The sequence below is a fragment of the Streptosporangium becharense genome (assembly GCF_014204985.1).
Classification (GTDB): Bacteria; Actinomycetota; Actinomycetes; order Streptosporangiales; family Streptosporangiaceae; genus Streptosporangium; species Streptosporangium becharense.
The window spans coordinates 4,780,074-4,798,982 of the sequence record NZ_JACHMP010000001.1; the positions used below are offsets into that span (position 1 = coordinate 4,780,074).

An 18,909-nucleotide genomic window follows, 5' to 3' on the forward strand; every position below is an offset into this window, starting at 1 on the left:
CTCCCGCAGGACGTCTCCCGGCCGGTGGCCGTCGGCGGTCCCGCGTTCCCCGCGAGGTTCCCTGTGGGGGACGCCCTGCGGGAGGCGACCGCCGACGGCGACGTTCTCCGGGCGGTGGCCGTCGGCGGGGCCGCCCGGTGGTGACGCCGGGAAGGCCCATGCTTACTCTTGGGGGCATTAGTCTGGAACCTCTCCGGTGTGTGTCCGGAGAGGGGCCTCAGGCGTCGTCCCGTAGGAGATAGATCACCGTGTTCGGACTCGGCTGGCCTGAGATCGTGGCGCTGGTGGTCATCGCCCTTCTCGTCTTCGGCCCGGAGAAACTGCCCCAGGCCGCATCCCAGGCGGGCAGGACACTGCGCAACCTGCGCCGGATGGCCAACAACGCCAGAGACGACCTGCGGGCCGGTCTGGGCCCCGAGTTCGCCGACTTCGATCCGGCCGACCTCAACCCGAAGAACTTCGTCCGCAAGCACCTGACCGCCGAGCTCGAGGACGACTGGAACGGCACCCCGGCCACCGCCACCCCGCTTCCCTCCTCCACCACGGTCGCGGCGGCCGACGAGCTGGGCTACGGGGAGATCCCTCCGTACGACTCCGAAGCGACCTGACGGCCGCGCCGGTCCCCGCGGGCCGATGGCCGCCGGTCGGCGAGGGCGGCAGGCCCAGCCGGGGTCCGCCGGCCGGGCCGTTCTCCGCCTGTTCTCCGCAGGGCCGCTAGCCCGCGGCCTCCGCAGGGCCGCTAGCCGCGGCGGGTGGGGGAGATGCCCAGTTGCATGCCCTTGAGGCTGCTCGACCGCTTGCTCAGGGTGGCGGCGATGCGGTGCAGCTCGGCCGCCGCCGGCGCGTCGGGGTCGGTGAGGACCAGGGGCTTGCCCTCGTCGCCGCCCTCGCGCAGACGCATGTCGATCGGCACCTGGCCCAGGAGCGGGACCCGGGCACCGAGGGTGCGGGTGAGCGCGTCGGCCACGGCCTGGCCGCCGCCCTCACCGAACACGGAGATCCGCTCGTCGCAGTGCGGGCAGGGCAGCCACGACATGTTCTCGATGACGCCGGCGATCTGCTGGTGGGTCTGGACGGCGATCGACCCGGCGCGCTCGGCGACCTCGGCGGCGGCCTGCTGCGGGGTGGTCACCACCAGGATCTCCGCGGAGGGCATCCGCTGCGCCACCGAGATCGCGATGTCGCCGGTGCCCGGGGGCAGGTCCATCAACAGCACGTCGAGATCGCCCCAGTAGACGTCGGCCAGGAACTGGTGCAGGGCCCGGTCGAGCATCGGACCGCGCCACACGACCGGGGTGTTGCCCTCGGGCTTGAACATGCCGACTGAGATGACCTTGATGTCATGCGCCACCGGCGGCATGATCATGTCTTCGACCTTGGTGGGGCGCTCGGAGACGCCGAGCATGCGGGGGACGCTGTGGCCGTAGATGTCGGCGTCGACCACGCCGACCTTGAGCCCGCTGGAGGCCATCGCGGCGGCCAGGTTGACCGTGACGGAGGACTTGCCGACGCCTCCCTTGCCCGAGGCGACCGCGAAGACGCGGGTCAGCGAGCCGGGCTGCGCGAAGGGGATCTCCTTCTCCGGTCCCCTGTTGCCGCGCAGCTTGGTCTGGAGCTCCTTACGCTGCTCGGCGCTCATGACGTCCATCGCGACCGAGACCCCGGTCACGCCCTCGACCTTGGAGACGGCGGCGGTGACGTCGCGGGTGATGGTGTCTTTCATGGGGCAGCCCGACACCGTGAGGTAGACGGCGACGCGCACCGCCCCCTCGGGGGAGATGTCGACGCTCTTGACCATGCCGAGGTCGGTGATCGGCCGACGGATCTCAGGATCGTTGACGGTCGCGAGGGCGGCCATCACCAGTTCCGGGGTAGGTGCCATCGAAGTGTCGGCAATGGACCGCCACCTTGAGGCGACGGAGGATGCCGTCCCTCCTTGTCTGTTATCGAGCAGGCTTTCCGCCGGCGGGAGTGCCGGCGCGACGCCTGTGTGGCTTGGCCGGGAGCCGATCCCGTGAGGGAACGGACGACGTCATGGGTCCATGATATGAACCTGGGAAATCGGGCAGGAATTCCGGATCCGCAGGTGATCGCTGGATTCGGACAATTCGCTGCGTAGATGCGCGTGCAACGTTCTAAGGTTACTCCGTGACCCTCACGGCGGGCGAGCCAGGAGAGAGCGTCGACGCGGAGCGGCTGGCTGTCTGGCGCATGCTCCAGCGTGCCCAGGTCCGCATCACCCGGGTGCTGGAGACCGAGCTCCTCCTCCGGCACGACCTGACCCTCGCCTCCTACGACGTGCTGTCGCAGCTGTCCGAGGCGCCCGGCCGGCGGTTGCGGATGAACGACCTGGCCGACCGGGTGCTGCTGTCACGCAGCGGCCTGACCCGGTTGGTCGACCGGCTCCAGCGCGACGGCCTGGTCGGGCGGGAGGCCTGCGTCAGCGACGCGCGCGGGCTGTTCGCGGTCTTGTCGGACGCCGGCGCCGGGCGGCTGGCCGAGGCCACCCCCACCTACCTGCGCGGCATCCGTGCCCAGTTCCTGGACGTGCTGGACGCCGACGAACTGCGTCAGTGCGCGGCGATGCTCGACAAGCTGCTCCCCGTCCCCTTCGCCGACTCCCGCTGAGGCCGCCGTTCCGCTCCGGCGCGTCCGGCCCGCTCAGCGGTCCGTCGCGAAGTGGCCCGTTCGGCGGCTCACCCCCGCCTGACCCGTTCAGCGGTCCGCCCCCGCCGGGTCCGCGGGGGTGGACGGTTCCTGCAGGTCCTCCTGGAGCCGTTGCAGCTCCGAGTGGATGTAGTCCCGGGTCGCGACCTCGCCGAGCGCCATGCGTAACGCGGCGATCTCCCTGGTCAGGTACTCGAGGTCGGCCTGGGCACGGTCGGCCGCCGCGCGGTCGAGCTCGCTCTGCACCCGGTCCCGGTCGGCCTGCCGGTTCTGGGCGAGCAGGATCAACGGTGCGGCGTACGAGGCCTGGAGCGAGAGCATCAGGGTGAGGAAGATGAAGGGATAGGGGTCGAAGCGCCAGGACTCCGGGGTGAAGACATTCCACAGCACCCAGACGGCGACGAAACCCGTCATGTAAACCAGGAACCTGGCGGTGCCGAGGAAGCGGGCGATCCGTTCCGAGAGCCGCCCGAACGCCTCGGGGTCGTAGTGCGGACGCAGCCGGGGGCCCGGCTGCCTGGGCTGGTCCAGGCGGTCAGCCACGCCCGGCTCCCGGTACGGAGTCCGGCTCACGCCAGTCTTCGGGGAGCAGGTGGTCGAGCACGTCGTCCACGGTGACGGCGCCGACCAGGCGGCCCGCCTCGTCCACCACCGGCGCCGCCACCAGGTTGTACGTGGCCAGGTAGGAGGTCACCTGGCCGAGGGTGAAATCCGGTCTGATCGGGTCGAGCGAGGTGTCCAGGACGCTGCCGAGCAGGGTCGACGGAGGCTCGCGCAGCAGCCGCTGGAAGTGGGCCAGGCCGAGGAAACGGCCGGTGGGCGTCTCGACCGGCGGCCGGGCCACGTAGACCTGCGCGGCCACCGCGGGGGTGAGGTCGCCCTGGCGGATGTGGGCCAGCGCCTCGGCGACCGTGGAGTTGGGCGGGAGCACCACGGGCTCGCTCGTCATCATGCCGCCCGCGGTGTTCTCCGGGTAGATCAGCAGTCGCCTGATCGGCGCGGCCTCCTCGGGCTCCATCAGCGCCATCAGCGCCTCGGCCTGCTCGGCGGGGAGGTCCTGGAGCAGGTCGGCGGCGTCGTCGGGGTTCATCTCCTCCAGCACGTCCGCGGCCCGTTCGGGGGCCAGTCGGCTGAGGATGCCGATCTGGTCGCGTTCGGGCAGTTCCTCCAGCACGTCGGCGAGTCGTTCGTCGTCGAGGGCCGCCGCCACCTCGACCCGGCGCTTGTCGGGCAGCTCGTGCAGGGCACCGGCCAGGTCGGCGGCGCGCATCGACTCGAAGGCGACCAGCAGGTTGGCCGCCCCCTGGTCCTTCTGGACGGCGCCGAAGCCGCGGACGTCCGCCCAGTCGACGATCCTGGTCGTGCCGCGCCGGCGCAGGCCGACGCCGGGTGGGTTCCCGATCACCGCCACCTTGGTGACCAGCCACTCCGAGCCCTTGCTCTCCTCCATGGCCAGGTCGAGGACCGTCACCCGTTCACCCCCCACCTCCACGCGCAGGTCGAGCATCTCGGCGATGACCAGGTTCTCGGTCGCCCGCTGCTCGAAGCGGCGCATGTTGATCTGGCCGCTGAAGACGACGGCCCCGGGTTCGATGGCCCGTACCCGGGTGATGGGCAGGAAGACCCGCCGCCGGGGCTGCACCTCGACGACCAGCCCGTGCACACGAGGCGGCGCGGTGCCGGCGATGGCCACCACCACGTCGCGTATCCGGCCGATCTGGTCACCGGCCGGGTCGAAGACCGGGACCCCGGCGAGACGGGCGATGAAGACCCTCACATTTGCAGCGTAGGGCGCATCTCGGCTTCACCGCCTCAAGCCACGCGCCATGGTTCACATTTCGGACGCCCCTTGCCTCTCCCGGAGGGGGCATGACAGCATCAAAGATGATAAACGGTAATTACATGGACGGTGACTGATGAGACGAGCGGGCCTGCTGATCGCATTCGCGTCGTCCTGGTGTTTCGCCTTCTCGGGGCCCATGGCCAAATACCTGGGTGCGGCGGGGCTGGCCCCGCTGGAGTCGGTCTGGGCGAGGATGGCGGGCGCCGGGATGCTGCTCCTCGCCGTCCTCGCCGTCGTCAGGCCCGCGGCGCTGCGCATCCCGCGTTCCCGGCTGCTGTTCTTCTTGGCCTACGCCGTGGTCGCGGTCGCCGGTGTGCAGGCGCTGTACTTCGCGGCGATCACCCGGCTGCCGGTCGGCGTGACTCTGTTGATCGAGTTCACCTCACCGGTGCTGGTGGTGCTCTGGGTCCGGTTCGTCCGCCGGGTACGGTTGCCCCGGGCGGCCTTCGTCGGTGCCGTCGTCGCCGTGGCCGGGCTCGGCATCGTGGTGGAGGTCTGGTCCGGGCTCGCCCTCGACCCCGTCGGGCTCCTGCTCGCCTTCGGCGCGGCGGCCTGCTGCGCCGGATACTTCCTGCTCAGCGACGGCTTCGGCGACGACGTCGACCCGCTCGGCCTCATCGCCTGGGGCCTGCTGGGCGCCGCCGTGGTGCTCGCCCCGATCTCCCGTCCGTGGAACATCCCCTGGGGAGCGCTCAGCGGGACCGTGACCCCGCAGGGCGGATACCCCCTGCCGGTGGCGGGTGCCCTGGCGTGGATGGTCGTGGTCGCCACGGTCGTCGCCTACATCCTCGGTGTCACCGCGGTGCGCCGCCTGTCGGCCGCCGTCGGCTCCACGGTCGCCTCGCTGGAGGTCATCGCCGGGGCTGTGATCGCCTGGATCCTGCTGGGCGAGGCCCTCGGCCCGTTCCAGATCGCGGGCGGCGTCATCGTGCTGACCGGCGCCTACCTCGCCCAGCGCGCCACGGCCGAACTGCCCGCGGCGCCACCGCAGGTCAGGGAACCGGCCCGGGTGGGGTGAGCCGCACCACGTGGGAGCGGGCCGCCCACCGCTCGGTCAGCCCCGCTCCGTCGACGGCGTTGAGCCGCTCCTTGGCCAGCGCGGCGACCGCCTCGGCGGCCTCGGCCTGATCCACCACCTCGACGGAGGCGACGAAGGAGACCAGCCGCCCGCCGTTGTCCTTGCTCCGCAGGGTCACCTCGACCCGGTCGGCCTCCGTCAGCCCCGGGAGCGACTGCTCGCCGCCCCCGGTGACCACGTAGATCGCGCCGTCGTGCCAGGTGTGCCAGGCCAGCCGTGGCCGGTCGAGCGACAGCCACAGGACACCCGACTTCTTCGCACCCTCCTCGATCACGCTCACGACACGAATGTACGGCCTGAGCGTGCCGCCGGATACCGGCCGTGCCCGTCGCCGGGTACCGGCCGTGGCGATCGCCGGGTACCGGCCGCGTCCGCCATGGCATCGGTCCCGGCCTCGGCCTCGGCTCAGCGTCCGGCGAGCTTCCAGGCGGCGGGGAGCAGCCCGGCCGCGACGGCGATCTTCAGGGCGTCGCCGAGCAGGAAGGGCAGCACGCCCAGCGCCAGTCCCTCGGCCGGGCCGACCTGGGCGACCGCGATCAGCACGGGCAGGCCGAAGGCGTAGATGACCATGTTGCCCGCCACCATCGTGCCGACCGTGCGCAGGGCGGTGCGGTCACCGCCGTGCTCGGCGAGCTTGCCGACGACGGCCGCCGCGGCGACGAAACCGATCACGTAGCCGAACGAGGCACCGCCGAAGCCCGAGGCGCCCTCGGCGAACCACGGCATGCCCGCCACACCGGCCAGGAGGTAGATCGCCATGCTCAGCACCGCCCGGTTCATGCCCAGTGCCGCGCCGACCAGGACGACCGCGAACGTCTGGCCGCTGACCGGCACCGGGGAGCCGGGCAGCGGGAAGCTGAGCTGCGCGGCCAGGCCCGTCAGAGCGGCGCCGCCGAGCACGAGGGCGACGTCGCGGACCCGGGAGGCCGGGATGAGGTCGGACAGTACGGCGGGCCGGGCCACCGAGGACGCGTTTGCCATGGTGTATGTCTCCTTTGGGGTTATTAGCGGCAATTGTTCCGATCTCTCGGGTCGCGGGCGACGAGTTCACCGCCAAGAACGGGACGCGGTCTTTGTACGGGCGCCATAGTGCGGGGTGGGCACGGAACGCCGTGCCGACGGCCGCGACGGTCGCCGTCGCGGGATCCGGGCGCCTGCCGCGAGAGCGGGCCCGCCCCCGCAGGGCGCCTGCCGCGAGAGCGGGCCTGTCCTGCGGGGCCGGGCCTGTCCTGCGGGAGCGGGCCTGTCCTGTCGGGTGCCTGTCGCGGAGGCCGGTCCTGTCCCCGCCGGGCGCCTGCCGCTAACGTGTGCCCATGCGCTCCCGACGTTCGTGTCTCGCGGTGCCCGGCAGCAACCCCCGTTTCCTGGAGAAGGCGCAGGGGCTTCCCGCCGACGAGGTCTTCCTCGACCTGGAGGACTCCGTCGCCCCCCTCGCCAAGGGGGACGCGCGCAAGAACATCGTGGCCGCCCTGCGCGAGGGCGACTGGTCGGGGAAGACGAGAGTGGTGCGGGTCAACGACCTCGGCACCCGGTGGACCTACCGCGACGTCATCGAGGTCGTGGAGGGCGCCGGTGAGTTCGTCGACTGCCTGATGCTGCCCAAGGTCGAGGACGCCACCCAGGTGATGTGGCTCGACACGCTGCTGACCCAGATCGAGCGGGCCAACGGCCTGCCGGTCGGTGGGATCGGCATCGAGGCCCAGATCGAGAGTGCCGGGGGGCTGGTGAACATCGACGCCATCGGCGGGGCGTCCCCGCGGCTGGAGACGCTGGTCTTCGGTCCTGCCGACTTCATGGCGTCGATCAACATGCGGACCCTGGTGGTCGGCGAGCAGCCGCCCGGCTACACCGAGGGCGACGCCTACCACTACATCCTGATGCGCATCCTGATGGCCGCCCGCGCGCACGGCCTGCAGGCCATCGACGGCCCGTATCTGGCGATCAAGGACCTCGACGGCTACCGCCGGGTCGCGAACCGGGCCGCGGCACTCGGGTTCGACGGCAAGTGGGTACTCCACCCCACCCAGATCGAGGCCGCCAACGAGGTCTTCTCCCCGTCACAGGACGACTACGACCGCGCCGAGCTGATCCTCGACGCGTACGAGTACTACACGACGGTCGAGAGGCGCGGCGCGGTCATGCTCGGCGACGAGATGATCGATGAGGCGTCCCGGAAGATGGCGCTGGTGGTGGCCACCAAGGGCAGGGCTGCGGGCCTGACGCGGACCACGGCCTTCACCCCGCCTACAGCGTGACCCCGATCGTGGTGAAGAACCAGAGCGAGGAGGTCAGCCAGAGACCGGCCAGGGCGGTGAAGGCCAGCCCGCCGAGGAGCGGGAGGGTCCAGCCGGGCAGCCCCCGCCTGGGCAGGGCCAGCATCTTGGCGACGAACACGCCGTAGAAGAAACAGCCCAGCAGCGAGTGGGCCATCACCCGCGGCACGTCGAACTGGGTGCCCAGCGCGTACAGGCAGTGGAACGCGACGGGGACCGTCAGCAGGAAGGCCGCACGTCCCGACCAGCGGTGCGCGGTGGCGATCCACGGGACGTCCCATGTGATCTGGCCCCACATGACGAGGGCCGAGAACACCTGCACCAACGCCAGCAGGAACGCACCGGTGGTGAGCCAGGTCTTCATGGCCAGCGGCCCGGAGAACCCGGCCGGTCCGACCGCGTACCCGGTGGGGGTGTGGACGCGTCCGTAGACGCCCAGCCCGACCGCGACCAGTCCGCCGACGACGAGCGGGACGAGCAGGGGAGCGAGGTTCTGCCGCGGGACCGGCGCGGCCTGCGTGTCACCCATCACAACCCTCCGATGAACTCGTCGACGTCCTTGGGGTCGATCCGCACGCCGTCGACGACGGCGTTCTCACCCGGCTCGGGGATCGCCACGTCGGCGACCCCACCGTCCACGAGGGTCAGGCCGACCCGGGTGCCGTCGTCGAGGTAGATCCAGCCGGCGCGGACCTGCGCGCCGCGCACGACGGCGGTCGCCCGGTAGAGGCCGGAGGGCTTCTTGACGGTGGATGCCGTGAAGTCCCACTCCTTCTCGCCGAGCCTCAGACTCCCTGTGGCCCTGCCTCCGGCACCTCCGGTGCCCTCGGTGAGCCGGGCGACGAGCGAGGCGTTCCCCCGGCCGGACAGCGTGACCTCGCCGCCGGCCGCCTTCCCCTTGAGCCACGCCTCGATCCTGCCGTCGCAGAAGTAGCCGACCGCCTTGCCGTTGCGGACGGAGACGGCGATCAGGCCGCTGTCGCCCTTGACCCGCCCGGCGTAGTCGGCCCTGGCCGGGGTGGGCCCGGCGGGTTCGGACGCCTTCGGGGCCGGCGTGGCCTGCGACGTGGCTCGCGCGGCCGGGCTCCGTGCGGGCTCGCGGTCCTTCCGGTCCTCCTCGGCGTTCACGTTCTGGATGATCGGTGATGTGGTGACGCTGAGCGTGCCGAGCACGGCGACCATCGCCGCCCCGATCGCCAGCGTGGAGCCGGGCCCCAGCCGTTTCATGGTCTGCTCCCTGGGTGGTGGTTTCCTGCGCTCAGGTCTACCCGGCCTTGATCAGGGAGTCTGTGAACAAATCCGCACTGGGGGACGCGGGCTGGATTTCCCGGGAGACGGAGCCGGGCTGGGTGTTCGTATCGGGAAACCACGATGATTCCGGTGTTCCGCCGATAAATCTGACTAGAGAGCTCTCGTCATCGCGGCCCGGACGTGTTGCTCTGGACTGTGTGCGGCCGATCTCCGGGCGCCGGGCCTTCGAGAGGTGATCGTTTCCGGTGAACGGGGTAGGAGTAGGGTCGCGTGCGATCTGCCGCATCCGTAGGGGTTGCGGCGCAACAGTACGGAGACAACTGGAACGATCCGGGGCGGTGGTCCCGGACTCGGACGGGCTTCCCATGAGGAGGTGCTGAGCGTGGCCTCGGGCCCCCACGACCCGCGCTCGCAAGACCGGCCGCCGGACGACGGCGGACGGTACGACGACCTGTCCCACGAAGGCGGGTCACCGGAGTCCCCCTCGTCCCCACCGACGATCCAGCACTTCCCGCCGGGCCCCGCCGAAGACGCGGCCCGGGAGATCCCCCTGGCCTCGCCTTGGACGCTCCCCCCGTTCGCCGCTCCCACCCCGGACGACGAGCCGCCTCGTGCCCGCCCCGAGGGACTCGGCGGCGAGCGCCGCCGCTCCTACGCGCGGCCGTACGCCCCGGCGACAGATCCCGCCGGTGCCGGGGGTTCCACCGGACCCGTGGGTTCCATCGGGGCCGTGGGTTCCACCGGGCCCGGGAGTCCCACCGGTGCCGGGAGTTCCACCGGGTCTGGGAGTCCCACCGGGCCTGGGAGTCCCACCGGGCCCGCAGGTCCCGGCGACCCCTCGGGTCCCGGCGGACCCGAGGGGGCCACCGGCTCGACCGGTGCCGGGGCGTCCGGCCGGGAGGCGCGACCCAGGCTGGCGAACCGGCCGGACCGCCTGGTGGCCTCTGGCCCGCCCCGCACCCCCCGCACCCCCCGGACCGAGCCGGCCCCCGGCCCGGTGCACGGGCCTGCTCCCGTGTCGCCTCCCGGACCGGCGTACGGGCCGCCTCCCGGGCCTGCTTCTGTGTCGCCTCCCGGACCGGCGTACGGGCCGGTGCCGAACCCGCCGCGAGAACCGGCGCGCGGGCCGGATCCGGCACCCGATCCGGCACGGGCGCCGGCGCCGATGCGCGAGCCGGTGCCCGAGCCGGCCGCCGCCGCGTCCGATGACGACGTCGGGCCGCCCGCCACCCCCGGCGACGGTTTCGAGCCGGTCCGCCGGGTGGGACGGCCGCCGGGAGGCAGGCCCACCAGGCCCGACCTGCTGGTCGCGCAGGGTGCCCCCGGCAGGCGTGGCCCGAACGGCGGGCGGCACCATCGCGCGGCCCCGGCTCCCTCCGCCATGCGCCGCTCCAGCCCGACCAGGCGCAGGCGCGGGCGGGGACTGCTGGTCCCGTTCCTGGCGGTCATGGTCCTCGCCGCCTCCGTCGGCGGCGGCCTGGTGCTGTGGGACTGGGTGAGCAGCCCCTTCGCCACCGGCCTGCGCCTGGTCGGCGACGAGGTGCGCTCCGGGGACGAGAGCTTCGTGTCGCAGGGCACCACCAGCGGCAACGGGTCCAACCAGGTGCTCAACGCCGTGGCCTCGGTGGGCTCCACCATGGTCGCGGTCGGCAGCGACACCACCAGCCCCGTGCCCAGGCCGCTGTTCCTCGTCTCCTCCGACGAAGGCGCCACCTGGGAGCTGGGCAAGGTGGACGGCCCGGCGGGGTCCGAGACGGGACCGACCACGGTGGGCCGGGTGGCGGGCGGTGGCGACCGCTGGCTGGCCGCGGGCAACGATCCCCTCGGCGCCGGGCACGGGTTGTGGACCAGCTCCGACGGTCACAGCTGGACCGCGGTCGACCCGGCCGGGCTGGACGCCTTCACCGCCGGTGACACGATCATGGATCTGGCCCGTACCTCCTCGGGTTTCGTCGTGGTCGGGGCGACCGTGCTGCAGGACGGCACCACCGGTGCCGTCGCCTGGGTCTCGCACAACGGTCTCGACTGGAAACGGGTGCAGACCCGGGAGATCGGCACGCCGGACAAGGTCCGCGGCATCAAGGCCGTCGTCGCCAAGGGCGACGCGGTGGTCGCGCTGGCCGACCCGGCCGAGGGGCGGCAGACCTCGGTCGTCCTGCGCTCCAAGGACGGCGGCCGGAACTGGGAGCGGGCCGGGACCTCGATCGCGGGCGTCGCCCCGGAACCCGGCGCGCTGGCCGTGGCTCCCGGCGGGTTCGTGCTGGTGCCGACCCAGCAGCGCAGCGACAAGGGCGAGGTCCGGGTCCGCTGCTCGCGCGACGGCGCCGACTGGGAGGAGTGCGGCGCCATCACCGGCCTGGCCCCCGAGGGCTCGGGCGTCAGGCGCCTGGCCTCCTCGGCGACCGGTGTCGCCGCGGTCGTCGAATCCGGCTTCGAGCGATACACCGTCTACACCAGCGGTGACGGCCGCAACTGGAAGAGGAGCACCGACCTGGGCCAGGTGGCGGGCTCGTTGCGGGCGTTGGCCGTCTCCGACGACGGCACGCTCGTCGTCGGCGGTGACGAGCGCGCCGCTGACGTGGACAACCGGGTGGTCCTCATCACCGCCCCCAAGGGGGGCCAGGCGAGGTCCGTGCCCCTCACCGGGATCGAAGGGCTCGCCCGGACCGCGCGGGAGACCACCAGGGTGGCCGCGGGAGAGGGCAGGTTCGTCGCCGTGGGTGCCGTGTCCGGTGACGCCGGCATCTGGACCAGCGCGGACGGCGAGGACTGGGCCGCCGCGGGCTCGACGCAGATCCTCGGCGGCCCGAGGCGCCAGACCCTCTCCGACGTCGCGTACGGCAAGCACGGCTGGCTGGCCGTCGGCAGCGCGATGACCCACGCCTCCTCCACCGTGCCGCTGGTCGTCACCTCGGCGGACGGCGCGAACTGGAGCGGGGTCCCCGGCACGGGCCCCCTCGCCCCGGCCGGTGACCACGACTTCCTCGCGCCTCACGCGGTGGCGGCCGGGCCGTCCGGCTACGTCATGGCGGGTGAGGACCGGGGACCGGCCGAGACCGTGCCCGCGCTGTGGTTCTCCGCCGACCTCAGGCGTTTCTCCCGGGCCGCCAAGCTTCCCGCGGGCGGTACGGGGGTGCGGTTGCACGACGTCTCGGCGACCTCGTCCGGGTACGTGGCCGTCGGCGGGACCGTCCCGGCCGCGCGGGAGACCGGTGTGGTGTGGGTGTCGGCCGACGGCGTCAACTGGACCGGCAGGAAACCCGTCCTGCCCCCGGGGGCGACGTCAGCCGGACTGCGGCACGTCGTCCTGCACGGCGGGCACATCGTGGCGGCGGGCACCGCGGTGACCGAGGACGGCCGGCGGGCCTTCGGCGCGGTCTCCGCGGACAACGGGACGACCTGGGAGTTCTCCTGGCTTCCCGCCGACGAGGCCGCCGCCGTCCAGGACCTGGCCGCGGCGCCGGAAGGCGTCGTGGCGGTCGGTTGGCACGGGGTCCCCGGTGAGGGCGACGGCGTGGCGTGGACGTCCGCGGACGGCCTGGACTGGCAGCGGAACGACTCCGACCAGGACATCCTGCAGGGCGAGGGTGCGCAGTGGCTCGGCGCGGTGGCGGTCTCCGGCACTCGGGTCGTGGCCCTGGGCCGTTCCACCACCTACAGCGCCGACCACCTCACGCTGTGGCGCTCCGCCCTCACCTCGTCGCGATGACCGCCCAGCCGGTGAGCGCGTCCAGCAGTCCGGCAGTGAGCGGGAGCCGGGTGAGCTCGGCGGGGGCGAACCAGCGGGCGTCGGCGGCGTCGTCTCCGGCGCGGAGCGCTCCGCCGGAGACCTCGGCCAGGTAGTCGCGTATCTCGTAGACGACCCCGCCGGGGCCCGGACGGTCGACGGTGCCGGCCAGGCGGCCGGGGACGACCGTCAGGCCGGTCTCCTCCAGGACCTCGCGGACGACCGCCTCGGCGTCGGACTCCCCGGGCTCGACCCGGCCGCCCGGCACGGACCACAACCCCTCGCCGGGGGGCCTGCCGCGGCGGATCAGGAGTATCCGCCCGGAGCCGTCGAGGATGACGGCGCCGACACAATTTACGCGCACGTGAACAAGATTACGGCGCGATAACGAGAAAGAGCCTTGACGGACCGGCCATGAACGAAGCAGCGTGAGTAGTCGTGAAAGCCGCGCCTACTTGTCCCCGGTGCTTTGGCCCGTTGCGTCCGCCCAGCGTTTGGTCAAGCGCCTGGCGATGTGGTCCGCACGGTGACGTGCTCCCCCTGCAACCCCCCAGGCAGCCCTCCGTCGCGGCCGTGGAGATGATCACCGCGGCCGCGCGCGTCCCGGTCTGGCTTCCGTGGCCGTTGCCCGCCGGCTGGCTGGTCACCGGGTTCTCCCAGGCCGGTGACGAGCGCAGCGGCGTGCGGGCCGCCGTGGTGGCGCTCTCCGGCCCGTCGCTGACCCACGGCCCCGCCGATCTGCTGATCATCGCGGAGGAGCCGGGGGTGGGCCTGGGGGCGGCGTTCGCCGGCCTGGAGGGCACCGACCCGGGTACCGGGTTCGATGACGGCCCGCCGCACGCCAAGATCGATGTCAGAGGTCATCCGGCCGCGTTGTGGTGCGCCAAGACCGCTGCGCCGGACCGGGCCGTCTACGCGGGGGAGGCGCTCGGAAACTGGCTGTGGGTGATCGTCTGGCCCGCCGAGGCGGGCTACATGATCACTCTGTCCGAGCTGTCCCTGCGTGACCTGCGCGACCGCGACCAGGCGCTCGATCTCCCCTTCGGGGCGTTCTGCCCACGCCTGGGCGTCCCGGAAGCATGACCGGCCAGGGCCGGGACGCGGTTCCGCGTCCCGGCGTTCGGACCGGCCGGCGGGGTGAGGCAGTAAAGTTCGGAAACGTGACAGCGCGTATCGAGCGAGTGGTGACCGAGGGCGTCGTCGATATCGACGGCGTCGAGCACGAGGTCGAGAACAACACCTGGATCCTCGGTGACGATGAGGAGGTCATCGTCATCGATCCCGCGCGCGACGCGGAAAGGATCATGGAGAAGGTCGGCAAGCGCGAGGTGCTGGCGGTTATCTGCACCCACGGTCTGCCCGACCACGTGGGCGCGGCCATCGAGATCGCCCTGAGGGACGAGGCCGTGGTCGCCCTGCACCCGAAGGACCGGCCGCTGTGGCGGCAGACCTGGCCCGAGACCTGGCCCGACATCGACATGGAGGACGAGGGCGTCTTCGCCGTCGCCGACGTCGAACTGGAGGTCATGTCCACCCCCGGCGTCACGCACGGCGGCGTCTCGCTGTACTGCGAGTCCCTGGACGCGGTCTTCACCGGCAAGACCCTGCAGGCCGACGGCCCGGGGAAGATCGGGGAAGAGTATCCCGCCCTGGCCGACCAGCTGACCGCCATCGGCGGGCGCCTGTTCACCCTGCGGCACAGCACCCGGGTGCTGCCCGCGCACGGTGAGGAGACGACCATCGGCGCTCTGGAACCCCACTTCGACGCCTGGCTCTCCGGCTCGCTGACCCGCGGTCCGGGCGAGCAGGAGGCCGCGAGTGAGTCCCCGCTGACCGACGGCACCCGCGCCGCCGGGATCCGGCTGAACGCCCGCGACGAATAGCCTTCCATGGACCAGCTTCCTCTGGAGGGCATGCCGCGGCGGCTGTACGCGTGTACGCCGTCGCGGCTGAACACCTGGCTCGACTGCCCGAGGCGCTACCGGTTCACCTACCTGGACCGGCCCACGCCGTCCAAGGGGCCGCCCTGGGCACACACCAGTGTGGGCATCAGCGTGCACAACGCGCTGGCCGCGTGGTGGCGCGAGCCGTACGAGCGGCGCACGCCGGCCGTCGCCGGGACGCTTCTCACCAGAGGATGGATCAACGAGGGGTTCCGCGACGCGGAGCAGTCGGCCTCCTGGCGTGATCGGGCCCGCGACATGGTCACCGGATACACCGCGGCCCTCGACCCCGCCGTGGAGCCGGTCGGGGTGGAGCGCACGGTGGCCACCCGCACCTCGGTGGTGGCCCTCTCCGGCCGGATCGACCGGCTCGACCAGCGCGGCGGCGAACTGGTCGTGGTCGACTACAAGACCGGCCGCCGCCCGCTGGACACCGACGACGCCCGCTCTTCGCTCGCGCTGGCCGTGTACGCCATCGCCTCCTCCCGGGTCATGCACCGCCCCTGCCACCGGGTCGAGCTGCACCACCTGCCGACCGGCTCGGTCGTGGAGTGGGAGCACACCGACGAGTCCCTGGCCCGTCACCTCTCCCACGCCGAGGAGATCGCGACCGAGGCCGCGGAGGCCGACGAACGCTACAAGGAATGGTCGGCCACGGCCACCCGGCCCAAAGGCGCCGACCGCAGCCCGCCGCGGGTCCCCGAGGAGATCGACGCGCTCTTCCCGCCCCGCACCGGCCCGCTCTGCTCCTGGTGCGACTTCCGTCGCCACTGCCCCGAGGGCCGGGCCGCCTCGGAGGAGCGCCGGCCCTGGGACGGCCTGGCCGACTGAAGGTCCCGCAGGTCACCGGCCGGTTGAAGGCGCCGCGTACCCGCCGAAGGCGTCGAGTGCCTGCCGAAGGCGCCGCGTACCTCAGGCGGCGCCGGCCTTCTGCCCGGTCGGCGGCGAGGAGCGGTCCGGTGGCCGGACACCGCGACGCCGGACACCGCGACGCCGGACACCGTGTGGTCAGGCGGAACGCCGGGACTCGGCGGCGTTCCAGAAACGGGTGAGGGCGGCGGCCGTCGTCTCGGGGGCCTCCACGGCGGGGGAGTGGGCGGCCCCCGGCACGACGACGCAGTCGGCGTTCAGGCGGCGGGCCATCTCCGACTGGAGGCGCGGCGGCCAGCCGTCGTCGTGCTCGCCGTACAGCACCAGGGTCGGGACGTCGATCTGGGTCAGCTCGTCGCACCGGTCGGGGGCGGAGAGCACCTCTTCGGTCATCCGGTACATGCCGGTGACGGAGTTGGCGAAGAACCTCTTGCGCAGGAAGGCGACGATCTCGTCGGGCACCCCGGCGGACAGGGCTTCGGGTTCCAGCCGGTTGTGCCACATGTGTTCCAGGCCGGTCTCGGGCAACTCGGACAGCATGGCGCGGCCCGCGCGCTCCCGGGGGCCGATGATCGCGGCGGGGCCGGAGCTCATGAGTGTGTACGACGCGAACCGGGTCCGGCCGTCGATGACCGCCTCACGGGTCACCAGACCGCCGAAGGAGTGGCCGACCAGGTGGATCGGCCCGTCCTGGCCGATCACCTGGGCCAGGACGTCGATGTCGTTGCCGAGCGCGGCGCAGGTGTAGGCGGCGGAGTCGTCAGGACCGGTGGTCTCGAACTGCCCCCGCATGTCGACCGCCACGACCTGCCGGCCCGCCTGGGCCAGCGTCTGCAGCACCGCGATGAAGTCTTCCTTGCTGCCGGTGAGACCGGGGACCAGCAGGGCGGGCCAGCGCTCGGGGATGCCGCTGACGGGCAGCGCCTCCAGCGCGGCGAAGGTGCCCAACGCCGTCTCGATCTGGCGGGAACGGACGCCAGGAGGCAGGGTCAGAAAACGCGGCGTACTCACGTGGCCCCACGATACCTCTCTTGGTGGCATGGCTCTGTGCGTCTCGGAACGCGAGAAGGGGCGCCACCGGCCCGGTCGCGCCCCTTCGTGGTGGTGGTACGGCTAGCTCGGGCGGCGTCCGCCCCGCTGCTGTCCCCGCCCCGGCACGCGGCGGCGGTTCTGTACGCGTTCGGAGGCCGCCGAGGGGGCGATCTCGTCGTCGTCCGTCGCGAGGTCGGGCGAACGGAAGATCACCGCGAACGGGCTGGGCGGAATGATCTTCTCCGGCTCCGGGCGGTGCACCGGGGCCGTCGCGGCGGGCTCGTCGTCCCAGCGCTCGTTCACGGTGTCGTTCACGGTGTCGTCCTCATGGCGCCCGGCCTGCCCGCCGTCCCACCGCACCTCGACCGGGGCTTCGACCGGGGCTTCGACCGGGGTCTCGGCCACCCGCTCGCGCCGGGTGCGGCGTGAGCCGCGGGTGGGTTCCTCGGCCGCGAACTCGCCCGAAGCCGTGGTCTCGCCCGAAGCCGTGGTCTCGGCCGCGGTCAGGCTCACCTCGGGGTTGAGGCCGGCCCTGCGGGTGCGGCTCCGACGGGGCGCCGCCTCGGCCACCTGGTCGTCACGGATGTCCTTACGGGATGCCACGTCCGCTTCCACCTCGGCGAGCTCGACGACAGGACGCTGGATCCCCTCGGCCTCGACCGGCGCCGGGGTCTCGTTGACACGGCCACCGCGGGTGCGGCGGCGTTCGCGGGGAGTGCGGGCGGGGCGTTCACGGCGCTCGTCGCCGTCGTCGCGTCCCTTGCGGGAGGAGCGGGAGCGGACGCGTCCGGTCTCACCGAGATCCTCCACCTCCTCGGCCGCCAGGCCCGCCCGGGAACGGTTGGCGCGCGGCAGCACGCCCTTGGTCCCCTCGGGGATGCCCAGGTCGCTGAAGATGTGCGGCGAGGTCGAGTAGGTCTCGACCGGCTCGGGGAAGTCGAGCGAGAGCGCGTTGTTGATGACCTTCCAGCGGGTGAGGTCCTCCCACTCGACGAAGGTCACCGCCACGCCCGTCCTGCCGGCCCGGCCGGTGCGGCCGATCCGGTGCACGTAGGACTTCTCATCCTGCGGGCAGTCGTAGTTGACGACGTGGGTGACGTCGTCGACGTCGATGCCGCGCGCCGCGACGTCGGTCGCGACCAGCACGTCGATCTTGCCGTTGCGGAAGGCCCGCAGGGCCTGTTCGCGCTGGCCCTGCCCCAGGTCGCCGTGGACGGCGGCGGCGGCGAAGCCGCGCTCCTTGAGCTGCTCGACCACCATGTCGCAGGCGCGCTTGGTCTCACAGAAGGTCATCGTGAGCCCGCGCCCCTCGCACTGCAGCAGGCGGCCCAGGATCTCGATCTTGTCCATCCGGTGCACGCGCCAGACGAACTGGGTGGTCTGCGGCGTCGCCTCGGCCTCGGCGTCGTTGTTCTCGGCCCGCACGTGCGTGGGGCGGTTGAGGTAACGCCTGGACAGGCCGACGATCTCGCCGGGCAGGGTCGCGGAGAACAGCATCGTCTGCCGCTCCGCGGGGATGAGCTTGATGATGCGCTCGATGTCGGGCAGGAAGCCCAGGTCGAGCATCCGGTCGGCCTCGTCGAGGACGAGCGCCTGGATCTGCCCGAGATCCAGATGCTTCTGCTTGACCAGGTCGAGCAGGCGGCCCGGGGTGCCGACGATGACGTCGACGCCCTGCTTGAGCGCTTCGATCTGGGGCTCGTAGGCCCGCCCGCCGTACACGGTGAGGATGCGCGAGCCGAGCTTGCCGGCGGCCGTCACCAGGTCTTCGGTGACCTGGACGGCCAGCTCGCGGGTCGGCACCACGACCAGCCCGCGGGGCTTCTTCCGGTTCTTCCTGGGCTTGCCGACACGTTGCAGCATCGCCACGCCGAAGGCGTAGGTCTTGCCGGTGCCGGTGCGAGCCTGGCCGATGATGTCCTGGCCGCTGAGGGCCAGGGGAAGTGCCATCTCCTGAATCGGGAACGGCGTGGTGATGCCCTCGGTCTCGAGGGCATCGGCGATCTCCGGTGTGACTCCGAGGTCTCGGAACGTCGTCAGCTTGACCTGCCTAAATCTCCGTTGAAGGCAGGCCTGCCGGGACCACGGCAGGAAGTGCGTTCTCCGTGCCAGGTCCTCGCGGAAGGTCCAGCCCTCTCATGTCATCAGCGACCGCTGCGGCGTCACGCCGACTTCTGGGGGCGTTCGGGAGTGGATATCCCGGATTAACACGGTGCGGTCGCACT

The 18,909-nt window shown here is 72.3% G+C and carries 18 protein-coding genes; 8 read left to right on the forward strand and 10 right to left on the reverse strand.

Annotation, left to right across the window (positions count from 1 at the left end; all coding sequences use genetic code 11):
* Window positions 1-248: 248 nt before the first annotated feature.
* Window positions 249-608: a sec-independent translocase gene (locus F4562_RS21120; RefSeq protein ID WP_184545019.1), complete on the forward strand. Its 360-nt coding sequence runs from the start codon at window positions 249-251 to the stop codon at window positions 606-608.
* Window positions 609-739: 131 nt separating this feature from the next.
* Here F4562_RS21120 and F4562_RS21125 read toward each other — a convergent pair whose 3' ends face one another.
* Window positions 740-1,882: an Mrp/NBP35 family ATP-binding protein gene (locus F4562_RS21125; RefSeq protein ID WP_184545021.1), complete on the reverse strand. Its 1,143-nt coding sequence runs from the start codon at window positions 1,880-1,882 to the stop codon at window positions 740-742.
* Window positions 1,883-2,148: 266 nt separating this feature from the next.
* Between F4562_RS21125 and F4562_RS21130 the strand changes: the two genes are divergently transcribed.
* Window positions 2,149-2,628 (forward strand): MarR family winged helix-turn-helix transcriptional regulator, encoded by a 480-nt coding sequence (locus tag F4562_RS21130; RefSeq protein WP_311734158.1) that lies wholly within the window; start codon window positions 2,149-2,151, stop codon window positions 2,626-2,628.
* 87 nt (window positions 2,629-2,715) lie between these two features.
* On the opposite strand, the gene F4562_RS21135 is transcribed toward F4562_RS21130, so the two are convergent.
* Window positions 2,716-3,210, reverse strand: coding sequence for a DUF1003 domain-containing protein (locus F4562_RS21135; protein WP_184545023.1), 495 nt, complete (start codon window positions 3,208-3,210; stop codon window positions 2,716-2,718).
* Window positions 3,203-4,444 carry a magnesium transporter MgtE N-terminal domain-containing protein gene (locus tag F4562_RS21140; protein ID WP_311734159.1) on the reverse strand — a complete coding sequence of 414 codons (1,242 nt, stop codon included), beginning with the start codon at window positions 4,442-4,444 and terminating at the stop codon, window positions 3,203-3,205. The genes F4562_RS21135 and F4562_RS21140 overlap by 8 nt, the downstream gene beginning before the upstream one ends.
* 139 nt (window positions 4,445-4,583) lie before the next feature.
* On the opposite strand from F4562_RS21140, the gene F4562_RS21145 reads away from it, so the two are divergent.
* On the forward strand, window positions 4,584-5,528 hold the full coding sequence (locus F4562_RS21145) for an EamA family transporter (RefSeq protein WP_184545025.1): 945 nt from the start codon (window positions 4,584-4,586) through the stop codon (window positions 5,526-5,528).
* Here F4562_RS21145 and F4562_RS21150 read toward each other — a convergent pair.
* Together F4562_RS21150 and F4562_RS21155 are read right to left on the reverse strand one after the other, a co-directional pair.
* Entirely contained in the window at window positions 5,503-5,868 is a 366-nt protein-coding gene (locus F4562_RS21150) for a hypothetical protein (RefSeq protein WP_184545027.1), read from the reverse strand. The two genes, F4562_RS21145 and F4562_RS21150, sit on opposite strands and share 26 nt — an antisense overlap.
* A gap of 125 nt (window positions 5,869-5,993) precedes the next feature.
* Window positions 5,994-6,569 carry a biotin transporter BioY gene (locus F4562_RS21155; RefSeq protein ID WP_184545029.1) on the reverse strand — a complete coding sequence of 192 codons (576 nt, stop codon included), beginning with the start codon at window positions 6,567-6,569 and terminating at the stop codon, window positions 5,994-5,996.
* A 332-nt stretch (window positions 6,570-6,901) separates the two neighbouring features.
* Between F4562_RS21155 and F4562_RS21160 the strand changes: the two genes are divergently transcribed.
* Window positions 6,902-7,843 carry an HpcH/HpaI aldolase/citrate lyase family protein gene (locus F4562_RS21160; protein ID WP_184545030.1) on the forward strand — a complete coding sequence of 314 codons (942 nt, stop codon included), beginning with the start codon at window positions 6,902-6,904 and terminating at the stop codon, window positions 7,841-7,843.
* Here the strand turns inward: F4562_RS21160 and F4562_RS21165 are convergent.
* Both F4562_RS21165 and F4562_RS21170 read right to left on the reverse strand, forming a co-directional pair.
* Window positions 7,833-8,390: a DUF6529 family protein gene (locus F4562_RS21165; protein ID WP_184545032.1), complete on the reverse strand. Its 558-nt coding sequence runs from the start codon at window positions 8,388-8,390 to the stop codon at window positions 7,833-7,835. The genes F4562_RS21160 and F4562_RS21165 overlap by 11 nt on opposite strands.
* Window positions 8,390-9,088 carry a hypothetical protein gene (locus F4562_RS21170; protein ID WP_184545034.1) on the reverse strand — a complete coding sequence of 233 codons (699 nt, stop codon included), beginning with the start codon at window positions 9,086-9,088 and terminating at the stop codon, window positions 8,390-8,392. Before F4562_RS21170 ends, F4562_RS21165 begins: the two co-directional genes overlap by 1 nt.
* 1,189 nt (window positions 9,089-10,277) lie before the next feature.
* Between F4562_RS21170 and F4562_RS21175 the strand changes: the two genes are divergently transcribed.
* Window positions 10,278-12,821 (forward strand): beta propeller repeat protein, encoded by a 2,544-nt coding sequence (locus tag F4562_RS21175; protein ID WP_184545036.1) that lies wholly within the window; start codon window positions 10,278-10,280, stop codon window positions 12,819-12,821.
* On the opposite strand, the gene F4562_RS21180 is transcribed toward F4562_RS21175, so the two are convergent.
* The gene (locus F4562_RS21180; protein ID WP_184545038.1) at window positions 12,805-13,203 is read right to left on the reverse strand and encodes an NUDIX hydrolase; all 399 of its coding nucleotides are present in this window, start codon (window positions 13,201-13,203) and stop codon (window positions 12,805-12,807) included. The two genes, F4562_RS21175 and F4562_RS21180, sit on opposite strands and share 17 nt — an antisense overlap.
* A 74-nt stretch (window positions 13,204-13,277) precedes the next feature.
* Here F4562_RS21180 and F4562_RS21185 point away from each other — a divergent pair, with 74 nt between their 5' ends.
* From F4562_RS21185 to F4562_RS21195, 3 genes are all read left to right on the forward strand, one after another.
* Window positions 13,278-13,922, forward strand: coding sequence for a DUF6758 family protein (locus tag F4562_RS21185; RefSeq protein ID WP_184545040.1), 645 nt, complete (start codon window positions 13,278-13,280; stop codon window positions 13,920-13,922).
* Between the two features lie 77 nt (window positions 13,923-13,999).
* Window positions 14,000-14,722, forward strand: coding sequence for an MBL fold metallo-hydrolase (locus tag F4562_RS21190; RefSeq protein WP_184545042.1), 723 nt, complete (start codon window positions 14,000-14,002; stop codon window positions 14,720-14,722).
* A gap of 6 nt (window positions 14,723-14,728) precedes the next feature.
* Complete coding sequence (locus tag F4562_RS21195) at window positions 14,729-15,613, forward strand: RecB family exonuclease (RefSeq protein ID WP_184545044.1); 885 nt, start codon at window positions 14,729-14,731, stop codon at window positions 15,611-15,613.
* Window positions 15,614-15,790: 177 nt separating this feature from the next.
* Here F4562_RS21195 and F4562_RS21200 read toward each other — a convergent pair whose 3' ends face one another.
* The gene (locus F4562_RS21200; RefSeq protein WP_184545046.1) at window positions 15,791-16,663 is read right to left on the reverse strand and encodes an alpha/beta fold hydrolase; all 873 of its coding nucleotides are present in this window, start codon (window positions 16,661-16,663) and stop codon (window positions 15,791-15,793) included.
* A gap of 102 nt (window positions 16,664-16,765) precedes the next feature.
* Entirely contained in the window at window positions 16,766-18,634 is a 1,869-nt protein-coding gene (locus tag F4562_RS21205; protein WP_184545048.1) for a DEAD/DEAH box helicase, read from the reverse strand.
* Window positions 18,635-18,909: the final 275 nt, after the last annotated feature.